The sequence below is a fragment of the Chryseobacterium turcicum genome (genome assembly GCF_021010565.1).
Lineage (GTDB): Bacteria > Bacteroidota > Bacteroidia > Flavobacteriales > Weeksellaceae > Chryseobacterium > Chryseobacterium turcicum.
In genome coordinates, this window is the sequence record NZ_JAJNAY010000001.1 from 634,211 (window position 1) to 653,935 (window position 19,725).

Below are 19,725 nucleotides of genomic sequence, written 5' to 3' on the forward strand. Positions count from 1 at the left end.
TTTAAAATTTACATTTACCAACATTGAAAATAAAATGGATGTATGATTGTTGTAGGGATATTTTGTTTGCTTCTTAAAGTGATTGCAAAAGTTTAATTCTTTATTTTTGCATTATATAATATAGTATGAAAAGAGCATTGATGTATTTTGTGTTGGGAACCGGAATTATTTTTCTGATTAATTATTTATTCATGGAAGTTCAGGATCTTGGCTTAGAGCTTTATTATGCTATGGCCTTTGGTCTCGCATGGGGATTGGCTTATTTTTTAGATGATGCTAAATTTTCACTTTTCCAAAAAATGGGATTGTCTTTTGGTGTGATGGCGCTTTTGGTTGCCGTTGGTGCGCTTATCTTTAATTTAGAATTGGCGATTCCTTCTATTATTAAGTTTTCGACTGTTTTCGTAGCTTATTATTTGTTTGCAAGTTTCAGAGGAAGTAAATCGTTGCGTAATTAATCTATACGTTATCATTTTGTAATTTAATTAACGGGTTGTTTTTTCAACTTTATTGAAGATTAAATTTCTGATTTCTAATTATAAACAATGATATTGTGATTCTTTTTAAGGGACTAACTTATTAAATATCTTTATTTTCAATACTTTAATTCAAAATATATTTTCAGATTAAAAAAATATGCTTACCTTTGCACACCCTTTTAAGGGAAAAATTATGTTTAATCTTTAACTAAAACGTGTGAATACATTAAGTTACAAAACTGTTTCAGCGAACAAAGCTACTGCTAATAAAGAATGGGTTGTGGTAGACGCTGAAGGACAGCCGTTAGGAAGACTAGCTTCTACGGTTGCAAAGATTTTGAGAGGTAAGCACAAAGCAAACTTTACACCTCACGTAGATTGTGGTGATAATGTTATTGTTTTGAATGCTGGGAAAGTTACTCTTTCAGGAAATAAGTGGAACGATAAGACTTACATCTGGCATACAGGTTACCCTGGTGGTCAGAAGTCTATGACAGCTCTTGAACTTCAGAAAAAAGATTCTTTAAAAGTATTGGAAAAATCTGTAAAAGGTATGCTTCCAAAAACAAGATTAGGATCTGCATTGCTTAAAAACCTTTATTTATATGAAGGAACTGAGCACAAGCATGAAGCTCAACAGCCTAAAACAATTAATGTTAACGAATTTAAATAATTAATTATGTCTATAGTTCACAAAATCGGAAGAAGAAAGACTTCTGTAGCTAGAGTTTATGTAAAGCCAGGAACTGGTAACATTACAGTAAACGGTAAAGATGCTGCAACTTATTTCTCTACAGACGTGATGGTTTACAAACTAAACCAGCCGTTTATCCTTTCTGAAACTGTTGGTCAGTATGACGTTACCGTAAATGTTTTCGGTGGTGGAAATACAGGTCAGGCAGAAGCTATCAGATTAGGTATTTCTAGAGCACTTTGCGAAATTAATGCTGAATTTAGATTAGCATTGAAGCCTGCAGGTTTACTTACAAGAGATGCAAGAATGGTGGAAAGAAAGAAACCAGGTCAGAAAAAAGCAAGAAAGAGATTCCAGTTCTCAAAACGTTAAGATTTGCTGTTGGCGAATGGCTTTTGGCTATTGGCTACAGAAAGTTACCAACTTTTTATCAACTTATTAACTCGGCAAAAAGCCAATTGCTATTAGCAATAAGCAAATGCCAAATTGCCCGTTACGTTTAGCATCCAAACGCTTCTCCCATCTAAAGAAGTTGTTGATTGTTTAAAAAGCGGAAAGTAAACTAACAAAAACAGAAAACATGGCAAAAGCAAATGTAAAAGACCTTCTAGAGGCTGGTGTACACTTCGGTCACATGACTAGAAAGTGGAATCCAAATATGGCTCCATACATTTTTATGGAGAAAAATGGTATTCACATTGTAGACTTACATAAAACAGCAGTTAAATTGGATGAAGCGTGTAGCGCTTTAGAAAAATTAACTTCTGCAGGTAAAAAAGTTCTTTTTGTTGCTACTAAAAAGCAAGCAAAAGAGGTAGTTGCTAAGCACGCTGCTGAACTTAATATGCCTTATATTACAGAAAGATGGCCGGGAGGTATGTTAACGAATTTCGTTACAATCAGAAAAGCTGTAAAGAAAATGAACCATATCGACAAAATGAAAAAAGACGGTACGTTCGAAACTTTATCTAAAAAAGAAAGATTACAAGTTGACAGACAAAGAGCTAACTTAGAGAAAAACTTAGGTTCTATCTCTGACATGGTGCGTCTTCCTTCTGCAATCTTCGTTGTAGATATCATGAGAGAACACATCGCTGTAACTGAAGCTAAGAAATTAGGTATTCCAGTTTTCGGTATTGTTGATACTAACTCTGACCCTAGAAAAGTTGACTTCGTTATCCCAGGAAACGATGATGCTTCTAAGTCTATCGATATGCTTTTGAGCGTTGTTTCAGAATCTATCAAAGAAGGTCAGACTCAAAGAAAAGCTGATAAAGAAAAATCTAAAGAAGAAGGTGAAGTAGTTTCTGCTGATAAAGATGCAGATTTCGACGCTGCTGAATAATTAGAGACTTCTCAGAAATATAAAAGCGACTCAGTTAATCTGGGTCGCTTTTTTTTTTGCTAAAACCCATTGTACATTTTGTAAATACCTTTAAATAATTTTATTTCTTTACTAAATGAAATGTCTTTGTTTATTTTAAAGAAAGAATTTAATGTAAGAATTCTGTCTTTCTTAGCGATTAAAAAACGCAAGGCTAAACAAAGAAATTAAAAAAATGCTGAAAATAAAGATAAACCAGGCGGTTTCAATTATTTTCGAAAGACAAATCTTCAAAATATACAACAGGTTATTTAAAGTATAATTAGTGAATAATTTGAATTTTCTTAGATTGATGATTCCCGTTTTGAGATAAGGTAATAAAATAAATTCCTGTTGCTAGATTGAAATCAAGCAGTGATATGATTTTGGAACCTGCACGATTTTCAATTTTATTATTTTCTCTTACCAAACTACCTTTTGCATCCCATATTTTCATAGAGATATTACCATTTTCTGATGTACAAAAACTTATCTTAGGATTTCTTCCACTAATGGTTTTCATATTTCTAAGATGGCATGTATCGGTTTGAATATCAGAAACGGATAAATTCTCTTCAGCATAGATTTCAGTATTGGTTAAATAACTAGTTTGAAAGCCACCGGTACAAAACAGTTTCCATGTTCCATTTAATAATATTGATGTAGAATTGCCGGTATTCCATGATGTAGGTTTAGATGTTAACGTAGTCCAAGTATTAGCTTGCGGATCATAGAAATAATTTTCATCGGAAAACGTATTGAAAGTATTATCTGTTGTACCTCCAATTAAGATTAATCCGTTTTTCCAAGGTTTTAATTCAAAGAAAGTTGTTGTTGATCCGGGAAAAGCAGCACCTTGCGTCCAGGTGATGTTTGTACGGTTGTTTTGATTGATTTCTCCTATCCATACATTGTTATAGTATGTTGGTGAGAAAGTACCATTAGAACCTCCTACATATACAAGCTTGTTTCCATGTAGAGATAATGCGCCGTATGATAATGCACTTCCGGAAGAAGGTATAGGAGTGGCAGCTTTCCACTTGTTTGTATGGATATTATAAACAAAAGATTCTTCACTATTGTAGCTTCCCACAGTATAGATTAAACTGTCCTGATAGGCTACTGCATCTCCATCTGTATAAGGATTTAGAGTATCTGCTGCCTGCGTCCAAATATTATTCGGAATATTGTATTTATAAACTTTTTTTGTAATAATTCCCGGCGTAGTTACCATTCCACCAATAATATAGATATTATCACCAATTTTAGCGCTGGATGAACCTAAAATTGGTGTAGGAACGTTTGCCATTGTTTCCCAGATATTGCTTCCAAGGGTGTAACGGTATGTTTTATTGGATATGATTTCCTGATCATTTCTGCCCCCCATCACATATATATAGCCTGTACCATTTTGGATGTGGCTTTCTGTATTAGCGGCACGAATTCCTTCAGGTAAATTAGCACCTAAAGACCATTGCGCAGAAAGCGCACTAAAAAATACACAATGGATAGATAATAAGAATAGTAGTTTTTTCATAGTTTTTTTGTTTAACTAGTTTAAAGGTAATATTACTATTCATTGTAATTTTTTTGTGAAACAGACTTCCAGTGAATGCGAATATTTAGCGTCTTAAAGAGTGTAAAAGCACGCATGATACATTGATTGATGATTATAGATATTTGGTTGATTCAAACCGGTTATTTATTACAAAATATCTAACAGAATATTAAAAAAGCTACATTTGTTAATGCAAAAAAAATGGCTATGGCATTTTCTATTATGGCTTCCTTATTTAATTTTGGAAGTCAATACCGAATTCTATTGGATGCAACTACAATATCAGCAGCCGGTTTGGTCAACACTCATCCATGCATTTTCAGAAGAATTTTTACAATTGATACTGCTAAAAGTTCCTATGGTGTATTTAATGTTTTATTATATTGAAAAATATAGATATCAACGTAAAAATAATTTGAAATTAGGTCTTATTTTAAGTTTTATTTTGATGTTTTTTTCATTAGCAGGATATGTTTTTTTGATGAAGTTTACGGTACCTTTTATTTATTCACACATGAAAATTGTTGGGCTTGGGGGCTTTGGAACTTTGATAAATTCATTTATGGATAAAATTTTTGTTGCTGGTATTGCCATTGCCCTGAATGAATATGATAACAGTCAAAAATTAAAAAAGCGAGAGCAAGCCTTGTTGAATGAAAAGATGCAAAGTGAGCTTGGCTTTTTAAAATCTCAAATTAATCCTCATTTTTTATTCAATACACTGAATAATATTTATTCTTTGGCGAGAAAAAAATCAGATGAAACCCCGCAAATAGTTATAAAACTATCAAAACTTTTGCGCTATGTGCTGTATGGTACAGAAATGAAGTTTACCGAAATTTCGAAAGAAATCGATTTTTTGATTGATTATATAGATTTACAAAAAATAAGATTCGACAAAAGATTAAAAGTTGATTTTCACTTTAATATAGACGATGATAATGCTCAGATATTACCTCTATTAATGATTCCTATTATAGAAAATGCCTTTAAGCACGGTGCCGCCCAAAGTACTAAGAATTCTTTTATCAATATTGACTTGAAATTGAAATCGGGAATGCTGCAATTTAAGCTTAATAATTCTTTCGAAAACGCAGATGTAGAAACAAAAAAAGGAATTGGCTTGAAAAACTTAAAACGACAATTAGAGTTGGTTTATTTTGATTATAGTTTTATAGAAGAAATCAAAGAAAATATTTTTTGTACAGAACTTAATTTAGATTTAAACAAGACTTTATGAGAATAAAATGTTTAATCATAGAAGATGAGCCACTTGCTGTTGAAGTTTTAAAAGACTTTATAAAAGATGTTCCCTTTTTGGAACTGGTAGGCGTTTGCCATGATGCAATTTGTGCGATGGAGATTTTGAAGGAAAAAAAAGTAGATCTTATGTTGTTGGATATCCATCTCCCTAAAATAAAAGGATTAGATTTTTTACAAACACTTAAAAATCCACCCAAAGTAATCATTACGACTGCTTACCACGAATTTGCAGTAAAAAGCTACGAATATGATGTGGTAGATTATCTGATGAAACCCATAGAGTTTTCCAGATTTATGACAGCAATACAAAAAATTTTAAAAATACAAACCACAACAGAATCTTCTCCCAACGAAGTTTTAGCAGATCTATATTTTACAGTTAATAAGAAAAAAGCAAGAGTACCCCTTCAATCTATTTTGTACATTGAGAGCCAGAAAGAGAATATTAAAATTGTGATGGAGGACAAAATCTTGATAACGAGATACTCCATTAGTGATATAGAAAATAAGCTTCCGGACGACTTTATCCGAATTCATAGATCTTTTATTATTGCTAAATCTAAAATTGACTTTTTTGATGCTCAAGATGTAGAAATTAAAGGGAAAGCGATTCCTATTGGAAGGAATTATCGAGATTTTGTCCGAATGAAATTAGGAGTGTGATATTGGTCGTCGCTTTGTGATTCTAGAAAAATTTAATTTGAAAGCTTTATCTTTAAAAATAATAAAACCGCTGAAGAAATTCAGCGGTTTTTGCTTGTTTATAGTATAGGAATTATTTTTTCTTCTTTTTTTTAGAAACCAGGATGGGTTTGTTTTGTACATTTTCTAAATCTTTGCTGGCTTTGTTTTCAGCAATTAAATCTGATTTGAATCCTGGGTTTTGTAAAACGACAACAAGGCTTTTATCAATGTCTTTTGAGCTTTTATATTTTACATCACAAACGTTTCCTGAGATGGTGTATGAATCTTTATTCATCACAATAAAATTTTCACCTTTTGCAGGTACCGCAAGATTATAAAACTTCTTTCCGGATATTTCTAAAACCAAATCGCAGTCAGAATTATTTTTGAGCAAGAGAATGACTTCGTTATTGCTAATATCTTCATTAAACATATTGTTTAGGAGCTTTTTTGTCTTCTCCTTATGTTCTTCCGGTGTTTCAGACATTAGCTTTCTAAAAACTTCCTGATTGGCTTCAGTGTCTTTTTTATGGCTTAATTGATCGGGTAGTTCTATGAAAACAGGTCTTGCTTCCATTGGTTTTGCATTTTTTGCACCTTTTGTCCATTCAGCATTTTTCAATGCGATGACATGCTGCTTTAGAATTCTTTTTTTCGGATCTTCGGGATGTGCGTTCCCAAGATATTCTTCAATCTCATTGATGTTTGTACTTTTCAGTATATCACCTTTATCAGTATTATTACTGGCGCAAGATGATAAAATGAGACTAAAGAAGAAAAAAGCAAGTGTTTTTTTCTTCATCAAAATGTGTTTTAATAAATTCTGAATGTTAATCAGAACTTTTTGTTAATCACAAAGTTAAACAATTATAGCTATAATTGTTTAGTTTGATAATTTTATATTGAAAGAATTTGTGATAAATTTTGTTTTCTCATAAACTGAGTTGCAAAGCATTCCCGACAAATTGTAATTCTGATTTTTAGGCACCATTGCTGCTCCCGTTTTATGAGCACCAATAGGAATTTTTTTGAAATAATTTTTACCGCTGATTGTTAAAACCATATTACAATTTGATTGGTTTTCTACAGTGATTGATACATTCGGACTGTTTGAAGAATCATTAAAAAGGCTATTTAAAACCTCTGCTGTTTCGGGTTTGTAAACTTTTATTAAGGCTTCATATTCTCTTTCTGTTTGTGCTGCAGAACTAGTCTTTGTTCCGGTGTTTGAGATGGGAATAGAAGGCTTTCGGATAGGTCTCTTAATGCTGTGATTGACAGTGCCGCAACTATTCAGAAATAGAAATATAAGAAGAGTAAAGAGAAAAAGCTTTTTCATGCTATAAATTTAAACTTTTTATTAAACTTAGAAATGCTTGCTTTATTGCTAAAAAAAGCTGCAAAAATAATTTGCAGCTTCAGTATAGATTTAATTAATCTTAAATTTTATATAGGTAATTGTTTTCCCTTTTGCTGAAAACAACTCTTCGTAATACGTTCTGATATCTCTTAAATGAGGCGTATTGGGCTCGTATTCTAAAGCTCCGTAGATGTCGTGATGTGCCGAAATGATTTCGTAACCTGCACCTTGCAAATATCCCAAAGTATAGCCATGCAAAAATTCTGAATCAGTTTTTAAATGTACAATTCCTCCGGGTTTTAAAAACTTCTTGTATCTCTCTAGAAAGTCAGGGTGAGTTAATCTATGCTTGGTACGCTTAAATTTTATCTGCGGATCTGGGAAAGTAATCCAAATTTCATCAACTTCATTTTCTGCAAAATAATACTCAACCAATTCAATTTGAGATCTTAGAAAACCTACATTGTTCATGCCGTTTTCCGCTGCTTCTTTGGCTCCGAACCAGAATCTTGCGCCTTTAATATCTATCCCGATAAAGTTTTTATCGGTAAAAGTTTTTGCAAGACCTACCGTATATTCTCCTTTTCCACAACCTAATTCCAAAACAATGGGTTGGTCGTTTTTAAAGAAATCTTTTCTCCAGTTTCCTTTAAGTTGAAAACCGGTAAGGGCTTCATCTCTTGTCGGTTGAATGACGTTTGATAATTTTTTGTTTTCAGCGAATCTTCTTAATTTGTTTTTGCCCATGAAATATATATGAAATGCTGCAAAATTACGAAAATTATGCAGCATTTAAATTTTTAATTGAAACGAAAAGTTACAGATTATTATATCTATTTTGATGAGCTTCCTAATGCCACCAATAATGGTTTTTTTATGGTTTTTTGAGAAGCATATTGTGATCCACAAACAATACTTGTGAATAGATAATCTCCTTTTTCTACCACGATAGAATTGTCTCCATGAGCCGGAACCGGAAGTCTGTATTTTGTATTTCCGATACCTTCAATTCTTACGATAATGTTACAGTCAGACTTGTTTTCAATCATCACGATACACTCTTTTGCAGTAGGATCATTGTCAAATAGAGAGTTCAGGATTTTTACTGTTTTATTTTTATGCTCTAAAGGGTTTTCTCCCATCAGCATATTAAATTCTGATGCTTCTGTATCTGCAATCAACTTAGTATTCTTACCTCCAGCAGAGGTTACGTAAACGCTTTGTGCCGAACTGGGTGTATAGGCAATCGCAGATTGACCAACTTGCAATTGTTTTTGGTATTTTAAAATTTGTTTCTGCTTTATTGTCGCATTTATCTCCTCGAAAGAAACTTTTGTAGAAGGTCCGGTTTTTAGCCTTGCAAGATTTTCTTGCATCTCGCGTACTTTTTTATCTCCTGGTGGAGCATTTTTAATATACTCTTTCATAAAATCCATTACTCTCGGTTTCAAAACAGATCGGCGAGGGTCGTCTGGATGGGCATCTCTCAGGAAAGCATTGAGTTCATAAATATTCTTGCTTTTAAGAATGTTACTGTAATCTTTAGCCTTGTTTTGCGCAGAAAATGTAAGAAATAGTAAAGGACTAAAAAGTAAAAATAACTTTTTCATGGAATAATAAATTTTAATTATGGGGTATGAACCAATTTTTAAATTGTTTAAACTCGTTTTGAATTGACGATATTATTAAAATTAAACAAATTTAAAAAAAGCACTACCGTTTAAAGTGTTATGATTTTTTTTAATTGAAAACTCTCTGCAATATTATTTTACCACATCTTGAAGATGAGAGTTTTTTAATCTTCTTTGATAAATTGGAAGGTATTTTTCGATAGGTAATTTTATGGCTTCAAAATTTCCTGTTTGTGCATATACTTCAATGTTTTCTGAAGTGTAGACAAATTGTAAAAAGTTATCGATAAGATTTTCAGGAATTTTAAGTCTTGTGAAATAATCAGTTCCCAGGTAGTTTTTGATATTGGTTATAGAATTATTCATTCTTTCATAAGCTACCAATCGCTGCTTTTTCTTACGGTCACCGGAAAGAATATCAAATATACTTTCTAAACTAAAGGTAAGACCACCGTCTCTCAGTCCTGCAACAGGAAGAACGGGTGAAGTACCATCGCCCTTAGGTTCTGGAAGACCAATGACTTTTTTTAAGGCAAGTACTTTATCTTCTTTGCGGATAGAGTTGACATCATATCTCAAATTTCCGGTAGGTCGGAATCTGCTGATGACAACTTCCTGAATATCGTAATAGGCTACTTTTAATTCAACTAAATTTCTAGTAGTAAGCATTTGTGGTGTTAGTTTTACATCTTTTCTTTCGGTAATGATTGATGTAAAGCGAATAATATCTCCGGGCTCTGCTTTTAAATTAAATTCTCCACTATAGGAAGTCAATACAGTTTTGAGTGTCGTAAGATTGGTGACATAAACCTGATTAAGATAAAGCACAGAATTATCTCGTAAAAAGACTTCACCAGAATAATTCTGTGCATTCATTTTACTTATAAAAACCAGTAATATAATTAAAAAAAGTTTCTTCATATGTCGTGCAAAATTACATAAGAATTGTGTCAGTTTTTATGTGAGATTTGTCAGAGTGTGGTTAAAGTTATATTAAACTTTATAATAAACTGTTAATGTATGTTATAGAAAACAGTTTTTATCATTAAAATTTTAAATTATTTATCCCAAAGACTGTTATTTCTGTGTTTCACCAATAACCAACTTGAATATTTTACACTCGTTACATTGCCAAGTTCCGTCCAGCTTATAAAATACCAATAAGTTGCCGTAGAAACTGGTCTTCCTTTTACGTTTCCATCCCAAGTAAATTTATTGGCAGGCGTTCCCCGGAAAAGTTCGGCTCCGTAACGGTCAAAAATTCTAAATTCAAGATTGTCTTTGCTCATTAATGCAGAATAATCTATCTCGTCATTTCTGCCATCACCATTGGGTGTTATGGTATTAATTAAATTAATGATGACAAAGTCTTTTTTCACAATATCGCACTTCAGAGAATCTCTCACATAGATGGTATAAGTTCCTCTTTTTACATTGGTAAATACATTAGAAGGCTGCCAAAAAAAGCCGTCTAGAGAATATTCATAAGCTGGTGTACCGCCAGTTACAGTGATTGTTACGGTAGATTCGTTAATGTCAATTAATGTAATTACCGGTAATGTAGAGGTAGAAACATTTACAAACTGTCTGTAAACGCAGCCGTCAAAAGTAAGTTCAACCCAATAGTTGCCAGCTGGAACATTAGAAATCGATGGCGTTGTATCTCCTGTGCTCCAAAGATAAGCGTCAAAACCGGGACCTGCATCTAAGGTGGTTGTGGTATCAGGACAAACTATTTGATTTAATAAAATATCAGATTTTTTAGGTGTTTTAAGAGTAATTCTTAAGGTTGCTACATCAGGACAGAAGCCACTTTTTTCAAATCTTATGTAATATACATGAGATCCGGTGAGTGTTACAGCGCCACTAATTGGGGCAACATCATTTTGTGCATCTGAAAGAGTTGTATGATAGCTAACCACTACCAATGGATCTATGGTAAACTGATCTAAGAAAACGGATAAATTCATTGGTTTTACTCCGTCTAAATCATCATCGCAGAAAGTAGTGGTAAATAAATTTTTAATTAATATCAGTTTGGTACCTACGGTAAAATTAACCTGCTGAATTACGGGAGCACATCCATCCGGAGACTCTACGCGAATGTAAATTGTAGTATTGGTATTGTAACTCCAGTTATTGGGAAGCGTAGCAGCATTTCCTAAATTGGCATCTGCTAAAAGGGCATAATATCTTACATTGGTAAAGTAGGCGGGGTTATTTAATATCAATTGGGTAATATCTGATAATACGATGTTCACCGTTCCATCCATATTTTCATCACACTGATTTCCCATATTTGCAGGAATTACTATCGCTAAAGGAAATAAATTTAAAGTAATCTGTGCAATGCTTTTACAGCCTGTAGTATTTTTTACGACAACATAAACGATAGTTCCATTCGGAGCAGAATAGGTAGTGGGAACAGTTATTAATGCAGCTAAATTTTCGTTTTGTGCGTCAAGTAAAGATGGATAATAAGTAATGGTTACCGGTGTGTTTGTAGTAACAATTGCTGAAGTAAGATTATAAGTTCCACTACCATTAATGTTACAAGCGTTTAATGTCGCATTATTTACGGTTACCGGATGAATATTGAGGGTTACTGTAATGGTTTCGCAATCCGGAAAGTTAGGGTTATTTCCGCAGAAAGTATACACAAAGGTGTCTGTTCCTGCAACAGCAGGATTGGTTACGGTGTAGGTGATAACTCCTGTCGCAGTATTAATGGTTGCCGTTCCTAAAGCTGGTGCGGTGGTAATGGCAACTGTTGAGGCAACTGGAGTTTGGGTAGACGTTGTAAATGCTGGAGTAATAACTTTTGTCTCACAGATGTCATAAGTGACAGCCGACTGTTTCATACAATTTAAAACCTTGAAAGGTGCTGTAATCAACGGAGCACAAGTTCCCATGGTCACCGAACAGGTATAATTTCCAGATGCGGTAGGAGTGTAGGTAGGAAATACAGCTCCTACAATAAGAACTCCACCTACATACCATTGATAAGAGTCGTAGATAACAGGGTCTACAGTAAGAACGATTCCCGGTACACAATCTCCGCCGGATTTTAAAATAATTGGTTGTGTTGAGAATCCTGCAAAGAATCCTCCATATCCTACGGCATCACTTCCTGCTGTAATTCCTGCTGTAATTGCTTTTGTTGAGTTTACGGTAATTGTTCCTGTTGTATTGGGAATGCCATAGGTTACCCAATTGGTTGTTCCTGTCATGTCAAACGGTCCAGTTCCTGCTGGAGGAGGGGTTCCGTTTACAAAAACAGTGGCTCCTCGTTCGGTAATAAGATTTAATTTCGTGGGAATGGTAAGAATTCCTAAAGGATTATTATTGGTGTGCACCAAATTTTCATTAATAAATCCTATTTCGTCAATCTGTTTTGGCAGATAGCAGTTGAGTGCAGGGATAAAATTAAAACCACCCGTTGCGACTTCATTCACTGTAGCAGCAGCTCCTGCGAGCATTTGGTAAACGTAAGCATTTTTGCTTGTTACAATATACAGGTTATAGTGGGAAGTTCCTTGAAGTTGATATTTCGTATCTGGAATTACAAAATATTGCCCCGTATTCAGGTTGGCAATGGGTAGCAATTCATTATTTACATATACGGCAGTATTATCTTGAGTGGCAATTACCAATGCGCTTTCCATATTGCTGCCGATATTTCCGTTACCTTTTACAAGAGCAAAAGTATTCCCTAGCTGGCTTACTGGTATCGACTGATCCATCAAAATATCAGAACTGGTAGGATTGTTTCCGGCATATTGTCCGTTGAAGTTTCCGTTGGTGATATTTACAGGTTTTGTGGCTACTACTTTAGCTCCAATAAATCCATCAAAATTTCCCGCAATATTTCCTATACCATCAAGAATATAAGACTGCCCTTTGTTTAAGGTAAATGTAAGCGTGGGATTGGTTGTGCCTGTAGTTCCGTTTGAAAACTGTACTGTATTTCTGTAGCCAGAGATGGTAACCGTTGTATTGTCTTCGGTTGCTAATACACTCGTCATAAAATTGAGAATATCATTGCTTACCGTAATAGGAGCAGAGGCTATATGAAAAGTTGTACCGGTGGAAGCAATTCCTTTGGAAGTAATAATTTCTGCGTGGTTAAAAACCGAAAACCTTAGATTGGCATAAAAAGGAAAGTCTGCTTTTACATATAAACCTTTTGAAGTAGAGGTGAAAAGATCGGTCTGCAGAGTCGTAATAATGTAATCTCGAAGTACATCAAATTTTTGAGGATTGTTTTTGCTAATGGTTACTGTACCGATAACGACGTTGTTATTGTATATACTAACAACAAATGGAGTCGTACGGTTGGTTGATAGATAAAGTGTTTGATGTGGGTTTGGGTTTGTTGTACGATCTACCATAGGGGCAAACCAATGTTCTCTATCCAATTGAGCGAATGTAGTAGAGAATATATAAAAAATAAGAAAAAAAGATAGAATTTTCTTCATATTGGACTTGATTTTACTACAAATTTAATAATAAAATACGTTAATAGTTTTAAAAAAAAACAAAAACCACGATTTGATATCGTGGTTTTTATAATATTTGATTTAAAAATTGATTATTCTCTATTTTTCAATAAAATCCAGCCTGAGAATTTAATTGGCGTTTTGGCTTTGCCATTTTCATTCCAGCTGATGTTGTACCAATAGTTTCCTGTAGAAACTTTCTTTTTATCATTGGTAGTTCCATCCCAAGTATAATTATTTTCTTTATTGCCTTGATGAATTCTGTTTCCGTATCTGTCAAAAATATTGAATACCAGATTTGGCTTATTAGCAAGAGCAGAGTAGTCTAAAATATCATTTACTCCATCTGAGTTTGGAGTGATTACATTCACAATATTCGGAATGGTAATACTTACTTCAATCGGTACACAAGTGAATGTGTCTCTTACGTAAACTTTAACATCACCTCTAGGAAGATCTGTAAATACGTTTGAAGACTGGAAGTTGTTATTATTTATTGAATATTCGTAAGGGCCAACACCTCCGGTAACATATACTGTAATGCTTGTATTAGACACCTCAATGTTTGTAATAACCGGCTGCTCAGAAGCGTAAACTTTTACCGCTTGTTTTACCGTACAGTCTCCTGTTTTCAATTTTACCCAGTAAGTTCCTACTTCAACGTTTGAGATTGTTTGTGTAGTAGCTCCTGTGCTCCATAAGTATGATGCAAATCCTGGCCCTGCATCTAATACCGTTTTGTCTTCAATACATATTATTTTATCAACTAATACAGCAGACTCTACTGGTGCTAAAACTATCAAGGTTACTTTTGCCACACGATAGCATCCATTTGCATTCGTTACTCTGATGTAAACAACACCATTTGGAGCAATATAATGATCTGGAACCAAGATTTCATTTGTTTGGTTATTAGCATCAGTTAATGAAGGATAATAAGTTTTAGTAACTCCAGGTTGACCGGTTACGTTAGCGTTTATCAGATTAAATAATCCTGTTGCGATATTTTCTTCTAAGAAACAAGTTCTTAATGTGGTATCATTTACCACTGGGCTTTCTGTTACAGTCAGAGTAAGGGTAATTTCCTCACAATCTACAAATTCAGGATCGTTTCCGCAGAATTTATAAACAATGGTATCTGTTCCTACAAAACCATTGTTTGGAGTATATCCTATCACTCCGGTTGTAGGATTGATGATGGCGGTACCATTAGCTGGTGGTGTAATAATCTGAACGCTACTTGCTGTAAATAGCTGTGGAGACGTCGTAAACTGTGGAATAATATTTAAATATCCTTCACACACGGTTTTAGTCTTAGCTGTTTTCTGAAGACACGTGAATACTTTAAATACAGGAGTAGTTGCCGGCAGACAAGTACCTACGGTAATTCTTACAGTATAATTTCCTGCAGTAGGTGGATTATAAGTGTTCGCGTTGGCTCCAGGAATTGCAACATTATTTCTGTACCATTGATAAGTGTCGTAACTATCATCAACTTCTAAGATCAATCCTGGAATACATTCTCCTGTTTGTCTTGCAATAAGTGGAATTGAAGAGAAACCTGCAAAATATCCGCCATATCCTGCTGAGCTATATCCGCCATTAATTCCTGCTGTTACTGCTTTTGTAGAAGTAATCGCTAGGTTTCCTGTAACGGGTTGTATGGCATACGTTACCCAGTTGGTATTTCCTGTAAGTGGGAATGGACCTTGCGCGGGAGTAGGAGTTATTGCTGGACCCCCATTAATGGAATAAGTAACAACAGCACCTGCTTCGGTAAGGATATTAAGCTTTAAAACAATTGCTCCTGATGAACCAGGCATTTCTTGTACTTTACCAATCTCGTCGATTTTTCTTGGCAAAAAGCAGTTCAATGGTGGGATATAGTTGTAACCTCCTGTTTCTGTACCTGTTCTTCCAACTAATTGATATAAATAGATATTTTTAGTTGCCTTTATATACATATTGTAATGCCCGCTTGTACCTTGCTGTACGTAATTATTCTCTAGAATTCTATAATAGTCTCCTTCCGCTAGCGTTGCTACTGGCGTTGCGTTTCCATTAAGATAAATTTCGGTATTGTTTTCGGTCGCAACAATTATACCTCCCTCCGTATTAAATGAAGGAATTGGAGATAAACTTCTTACCATGGCAAATTCGTCTCCAAGACGGTCTACAGGAACCGATTGATCCATAATAAGATCCGATCCGTTACTTGTTTGTCCTGTAGCATACATTGCATTAGCATTTCCATTGGTTACAGAGATTGGTTTGTTAGCTACAATTTTAGATCCAATAAAACCATCTCTATTAGCTACAACATTGGCTTGCCCTGCTAAAATATAAGACTGTCCTTTATTTAAATTGAACGTTAATGTAAGTGGAGGGGTTGTATTATTTACAAACTGAACATTTGCATCATACCCCGAAACTGTTACTGTTGTAGCATCTTCGGTTGCCATAATTCCGGTTGTGAAATTATGAGTGCTAGATGTGGTTGTGATAGGAGCCGCCGCAGCATAAAACTTTGTTCCTATTCCTGCCTTGCCTTTTGAGGTGATAATTTCACCATGGGCGCTCATTGCTGCTCTTAATGATGCAAAATAGGGCTTGGTTCCTTTGGTGTAAACTCCCATATTGATTGCGGTAGATGCCATATTGTCATTATCTGTCCAAATAAACTGTGCTGGTAGAGGGAATGATTGTGGGTTATTTTTACTAATTGTAACTGCTCCTATCTGGATATTGTTATTAAAGATTTTTACTTCAAAAGGAGCGACTGAATCTGTAGAGAAATAAAGGGTGTGAGTGTATGGAGTGCTGTTTTGACTATCAAAATATGGCGCAAACCAATGATCTGTATCTCTCTGAGCAAAGAGTAAATTGCTACTAAAGAGCATTAATAAAAAAGTGAGTAAAAGTTTTCTCATAATGTAGAATTAGGATTTTTACAAAAATAATAGAATAATTTAAAAGAACTATGAAAAAAGTTTTAAAAAATGAAAAATAATTAAGAAATAGGTAAGAAAAAGCCACAACCGTTAAGTTGTGGCTTGATTGTAAGAAGTTATTCTTATTCTCTATTTTTCACTAAAATCCAACCGGTGTATTTAATTGGAGTTTTTGCTTCATTAGGTTCATTCCAGCTGATGTGGTACCAATAAGTTCCGGTAACAATCTTTTTATTAGAGTGGGTTCCGTCCCATCTATAATTATTAGATTTATCCCCTGTGAATATTTTGTTACCATATCTGTCATAGATTACGAAGGTAAGATTTCCTTTATAAGCCAGCTCTCTATAGTCAATGTAATCATTTAGATTATCCCCATTAGGAGTAATTGCATTGACTAAATTAGGTACCGTAATTTCTACAGAAATAGGATTACAGTTGAAAGCATCTTTTACATAGAATGTATGTTGCCCTCTTGTAAGATTGGTGAAGACATTAGAATCTTGCCAAGCGGCTACTCCGTCTACAGAGAACTGATACGGTGCTACTCCTCCGCTTACAATCACAGTCGCTGTATTGTTGGCAATTTCAATTGAAGTAATGACAGGATCTTGTGCTTTCTTCACACTTACAAACTGTTTTACAGAACATCCAGAATCTTGAAGAATTACCCAGTAATCACCTACGGCAACTCCTTGTATTGATTGTGTGCTTGCTCCTGTGCTCCAACGGTAAGATTGGTAACCAGGGCCTGCATCTAGTGTTGTTTTGTCATCAATACAAATGTATTTATCAACCAATATCGGTGATCTTTTTGGAGGAGTCACTTTCAGATTGATTTTAGTGATTGCATAGCATTTATTTGAGTTGAAAACTCTTGCATATACTGATCCGTTTCCAGAAATATAAGTGTCAACTCCTACAATTTCATTAGTACCATTACTTGCATCTACCCATGTAGGATAGAATTTTTTTGTAACCGGTGATTCAGCAGTTACATTAGCGCTCAGTAGATTAAATTTACCTTTAGTTTCGTTGTTTTCTAAGAAACATTCTGTTAAAGTATCTTCTTTAACTACTGGAGTAGGGTAGAAGTCTAAAGTGATTTTTGCATTTCCTACGCAGCCTTCACTTGTTGTTACTTTTACATACACCGAGCCTAATGCTGAGAAATAATTGGTAGGATCAGGAATCGGATTTGTATTAGCTTCTAAATTGGCTAAAGTAGTATAGAATTTTTTTGTTGTTGGTACCGCATTGTCAGTAACATTTGCGGTCGTCAAATCAAAAAATCCGTTTCCTGCATATTGACAAGCATAGATTGTTCTGTCTGTAAGTACAAAAGGAACTACGTTTAAGTTTAAAGTTATCTGTTCGCAATCTATAAATTCAGGCGCATTGCCACAGAATTTATAAACAATTTTATCTACTCCTAAGTATCCTACATTTGGAATATACGTTATTACTCCTGTAGCTGGGTTAAGCGTTGCTGTTCCTTTTGTAGGTTGGGTAATAATCTGAACTGTACCTGGTACAGGAGTTTGAGTTGAGTTTGAAAATACTGGAACAATTGCTTTGGTACCACAAATATTTATATTTTTTGTAGTTTGTACCAAACACGTAAATACCTTGAATATTGCTGTTGTTAACGATTGGCAAGCTCCCATAGTTACCTTTACGGTATAGTTTCCTGCAACGAGAGGTGTATATGTATGAGTCGTTGCCCCAGGAATTAATACTCCATTTAAATACCATTGATAAGTATCATATCCATCATCAACCTCTAAGATAATTCCCGGAATGCATTCTCCTGTTTTCTTTGTAATAATAGGGATTGAAGAAAATCCTGCAAAATATCCTCCATATCCGGATGTGTTATATCCGCCATTAATACCCGCAGTTACTGCTTTATTAGATAGAATAGAGAGATTACCCTGTGCCCCTTCAATCGCATAAGTTACCCAAGCAGTGTTTCCTGGCAATGGGAAAGGCCCCTCTGCGGCAGTAGGAGTTATAGGTGCACCACCATTAGTAGTATAAGTAACAGTGGCACCTGTTTCTGTGATAATGTTGAGTTTAATTAACATATCCGCCGGAGTAGGGTTGCCGGGAAGTGGCATTTCGTTAATTAATGCTATTTCATCAATTTTTCTAGGAAGGAAACAGTTCAATGGTGGAATATAGTTGAAGCCACAAGTTGCAGTGTTGTTACCTACAGAAACCAATTGATATAAATAAACATTTTTAGAAGTACTTATCAACATATTAGCATGATTCCCTGTGCCTTGAGCAATATATTGATCACCCATGATTCTATACCATTGTCCTTGTTGTAGCGTAGCCACTGAAGTAGTAGATCCGTTAAGGTAAACTTCAGTATTATTTTCTGTAGCTACAATAATACCTCCTTCAAGATCGGGGGTGCTAGATCGTGTTCTTACCATTGCAAAAGTATTTCCCAATCTCTCAACAGGAACAGATTGGTCTAAGATGGCATCAGATCCACCCGTTAATCCGGTAGCTCCGAAATTTCCGTTAACGTTTCCGTTGGTTAATGTAATGGGTCTATCCGAAACGATTTTGGCACCCATAAATGGAGCTGCGTCTGAAGCACTTCCTGCAAAAATGAAAGATTGACCTTTATTTAATGTAAAAGTGTGAGTATTAGCAGGAGCAGGGGCAGTAGGCGCTCCAAAAAAAGTGATATTGCCATTCCAAGTTACTGTAACTACCGTGCTGTTTTCTGTAGCAAGTACCCCGGCTGTAAAATTATTTGATGTAGCTCCTGAAGGAGTATTGGCTACATAAAACTCTTTACCAAGGCCTGCCCTTCCTTTACTGGTCACAATTTCTGCGTGTGTTTGGTTAGAAACCATTCTTAATGTACAGTAGAAAGGTTTTGCTCCTTTAAGGTATATACCCTTTGTGATGACATTAAATGTGTCTGCGTTAGAGTTTGTTGAAATAACTGGGCTTGGAATTGCCAAAACACCAGGATTATTTTTACTGATGGTAATGGTAGAAACCGCTGGTGCAGGTAACGGCGCATTGTTACTGGTAACAGTTACTTCAAACGGAATTACCGAATCTGTAGATAAGTAAACCGATTGTGTGTAGGCTTGCGTAAAGTGAAACGGTGCTATCCAATGCTCTGTATCTCTCTGCGCAAACAGAGACGTAAACATACTGAGTATTAATACTAAGCTGAGTAGAAATCTTTTCATAAAATATAGAATTAGGATT

15 protein-coding genes are annotated in these 19,725 nt (G+C 34.7%); 6 read left to right on the forward strand and 9 right to left on the reverse strand.

Annotation, left to right across the window (positions count from 1 at the left end):
• The first annotated feature begins 125 nt into the window (after nucleotides 1–125).
• The 4 genes from LO744_RS03010 to rpsB all read left to right on the forward strand — a co-directional run bounded on the left by LO744_RS03010 (nucleotide 126) and on the right by rpsB (nucleotide 2,518).
• Complete coding sequence (locus LO744_RS03010) at nucleotides 126–458, forward strand: hypothetical protein (protein ID WP_230667113.1); 333 nt, start codon at nucleotides 126–128, stop codon at nucleotides 456–458.
• Nucleotides 459–696: 238 nt separating this feature from the next.
• The gene (gene rplM, locus LO744_RS03015) at nucleotides 697–1,152 is read left to right on the forward strand and encodes a 50S ribosomal protein L13 (RefSeq protein WP_076560384.1); all 456 of its coding nucleotides are present in this window, start codon (nucleotides 697–699) and stop codon (nucleotides 1,150–1,152) included.
• Between the two features lie 6 nt (nucleotides 1,153–1,158).
• Nucleotides 1,159–1,545 carry a 30S ribosomal protein S9 gene (rpsI, locus tag LO744_RS03020; RefSeq protein WP_034678948.1) on the forward strand — a complete coding sequence of 129 codons (387 nt, stop codon included), beginning with the start codon at nucleotides 1,159–1,161 and terminating at the stop codon, nucleotides 1,543–1,545.
• A 208-nt stretch (nucleotides 1,546–1,753) separates the two neighbouring features.
• Nucleotides 1,754–2,518, forward strand: a complete 765-nt coding sequence (rpsB, locus tag LO744_RS03025; RefSeq protein ID WP_230667114.1) for a 30S ribosomal protein S2 — start codon at nucleotides 1,754–1,756, stop codon at nucleotides 2,516–2,518.
• A gap of 301 nt (nucleotides 2,519–2,819) precedes the next feature.
• On the opposite strand, the gene LO744_RS03030 is transcribed toward rpsB, so the two are convergent.
• Nucleotides 2,820–4,073 carry a kelch repeat-containing protein gene (locus LO744_RS03030; protein ID WP_230667115.1) on the reverse strand — a complete coding sequence of 418 codons (1,254 nt, stop codon included), beginning with the start codon at nucleotides 4,071–4,073 and terminating at the stop codon, nucleotides 2,820–2,822.
• Between the two features lie 211 nt (nucleotides 4,074–4,284).
• On the opposite strand from LO744_RS03030, the gene LO744_RS03035 reads away from it, so the two are divergent.
• On the forward strand, nucleotides 4,285–5,334 hold the full coding sequence (locus tag LO744_RS03035) for a sensor histidine kinase (RefSeq protein ID WP_230667116.1): 1,050 nt from the start codon (nucleotides 4,285–4,287) through the stop codon (nucleotides 5,332–5,334).
• Entirely contained in the window at nucleotides 5,331–6,020 is a 690-nt protein-coding gene (locus LO744_RS03040) for a LytR/AlgR family response regulator transcription factor (RefSeq protein WP_230667117.1), read from the forward strand. The genes LO744_RS03035 and LO744_RS03040 overlap by 4 nt, the downstream gene beginning before the upstream one ends.
• 112 nt (nucleotides 6,021–6,132) lie before the next feature.
• On the opposite strand, the gene LO744_RS03045 is transcribed toward LO744_RS03040, so the two are convergent.
• The 8 genes from LO744_RS03045 to LO744_RS03080 all read right to left on the reverse strand — a co-directional run bounded on the left by LO744_RS03045 (nucleotide 6,133) and on the right by LO744_RS03080 (nucleotide 19,706).
• Nucleotides 6,133–6,843 (reverse strand): DUF6759 domain-containing protein, encoded by a 711-nt coding sequence (locus tag LO744_RS03045; protein WP_230667118.1) that lies wholly within the window; start codon nucleotides 6,841–6,843, stop codon nucleotides 6,133–6,135.
• An 81-nt stretch (nucleotides 6,844–6,924) separates the two neighbouring features.
• The gene (locus LO744_RS03050) at nucleotides 6,925–7,380 is read right to left on the reverse strand and encodes a DUF6759 domain-containing protein (RefSeq protein ID WP_230667119.1); all 456 of its coding nucleotides are present in this window, start codon (nucleotides 7,378–7,380) and stop codon (nucleotides 6,925–6,927) included.
• A 90-nt stretch (nucleotides 7,381–7,470) separates the two neighbouring features.
• Nucleotides 7,471–8,148, reverse strand: a complete 678-nt coding sequence (gene trmB, locus LO744_RS03055) for a tRNA (guanosine(46)-N7)-methyltransferase TrmB (RefSeq protein WP_191179217.1) — start codon at nucleotides 8,146–8,148, stop codon at nucleotides 7,471–7,473.
• An 86-nt stretch (nucleotides 8,149–8,234) separates the two neighbouring features.
• On the reverse strand, nucleotides 8,235–9,011 hold the full coding sequence (locus tag LO744_RS03060) for a DUF6759 domain-containing protein (RefSeq protein WP_230667120.1): 777 nt from the start codon (nucleotides 9,009–9,011) through the stop codon (nucleotides 8,235–8,237).
• A gap of 153 nt (nucleotides 9,012–9,164) precedes the next feature.
• Nucleotides 9,165–9,953, reverse strand: coding sequence for a hypothetical protein (locus tag LO744_RS03065; RefSeq protein WP_230667121.1), 789 nt, complete (start codon nucleotides 9,951–9,953; stop codon nucleotides 9,165–9,167).
• Nucleotides 9,954–10,090: 137 nt separating this feature from the next.
• Nucleotides 10,091–13,510, reverse strand: coding sequence for a T9SS type B sorting domain-containing protein (locus LO744_RS03070; RefSeq protein ID WP_230667122.1), 3,420 nt, complete (start codon nucleotides 13,508–13,510; stop codon nucleotides 10,091–10,093).
• A 113-nt stretch (nucleotides 13,511–13,623) separates the two neighbouring features.
• Nucleotides 13,624–16,461, reverse strand: a complete 2,838-nt coding sequence (locus tag LO744_RS03075) for a T9SS type B sorting domain-containing protein (protein ID WP_230667123.1) — start codon at nucleotides 16,459–16,461, stop codon at nucleotides 13,624–13,626.
• 143 nt (nucleotides 16,462–16,604) lie between these two features.
• Entirely contained in the window at nucleotides 16,605–19,706 is a 3,102-nt protein-coding gene (locus tag LO744_RS03080) for a T9SS type B sorting domain-containing protein (protein ID WP_230667124.1), read from the reverse strand.
• Nucleotides 19,707–19,725: the final 19 nt, after the last annotated feature.

What these genes read in the sequence shown, in the direction of transcription:
- LO744_RS03070 (WP_230667122.1), bottom strand. Translation starts at nt 13,510, where the DNA reads ATGAAGAAAATTCTATCTTTTTTTCTTATTTTTTATATATTCTCTACT.
- LO744_RS03030 (WP_230667115.1), bottom strand. Translation starts at nt 4,073, where the DNA reads ATGAAAAAACTACTATTCTTATTATCTATCCATTGTGTATTTTTTAGT.
- rpsI (WP_034678948.1), top strand. Translation starts at nt 1,159, where the DNA reads ATGTCTATAGTTCACAAAATCGGAAGAAGAAAGACTTCTGTAGCTAGA.
- rpsB (WP_230667114.1), top strand. Translation starts at nt 1,754, where the DNA reads ATGGCAAAAGCAAATGTAAAAGACCTTCTAGAGGCTGGTGTACACTTC.
- LO744_RS03010 (WP_230667113.1), top strand. Translation starts at nt 126, where the DNA reads ATGAAAAGAGCATTGATGTATTTTGTGTTGGGAACCGGAATTATTTTT.
- LO744_RS03065 (WP_230667121.1), bottom strand. Translation starts at nt 9,953, where the DNA reads ATGAAGAAACTTTTTTTAATTATATTACTGGTTTTTATAAGTAAAATG.
- trmB (WP_191179217.1), bottom strand. Translation starts at nt 8,148, where the DNA reads ATGGGCAAAAACAAATTAAGAAGATTCGCTGAAAACAAAAAATTATCA.
- LO744_RS03075 (WP_230667123.1), bottom strand. Translation starts at nt 16,461, where the DNA reads ATGAGAAAACTTTTACTCACTTTTTTATTAATGCTCTTTAGTAGCAAT.
- LO744_RS03040 (WP_230667117.1), top strand. Translation starts at nt 5,331, where the DNA reads ATGAGAATAAAATGTTTAATCATAGAAGATGAGCCACTTGCTGTTGAA.
- LO744_RS03050 (WP_230667119.1), bottom strand. Translation starts at nt 7,380, where the DNA reads ATGAAAAAGCTTTTTCTCTTTACTCTTCTTATATTTCTATTTCTGAAT.
- LO744_RS03080 (WP_230667124.1), bottom strand. Translation starts at nt 19,706, where the DNA reads ATGAAAAGATTTCTACTCAGCTTAGTATTAATACTCAGTATGTTTACG.
- LO744_RS03045 (WP_230667118.1), bottom strand. Translation starts at nt 6,843, where the DNA reads ATGAAGAAAAAAACACTTGCTTTTTTCTTCTTTAGTCTCATTTTATCA.
- LO744_RS03035 (WP_230667116.1), top strand. Translation starts at nt 4,285, where the DNA reads ATGCAAAAAAAATGGCTATGGCATTTTCTATTATGGCTTCCTTATTTA.
- LO744_RS03060 (WP_230667120.1), bottom strand. Translation starts at nt 9,011, where the DNA reads ATGAAAAAGTTATTTTTACTTTTTAGTCCTTTACTATTTCTTACATTT.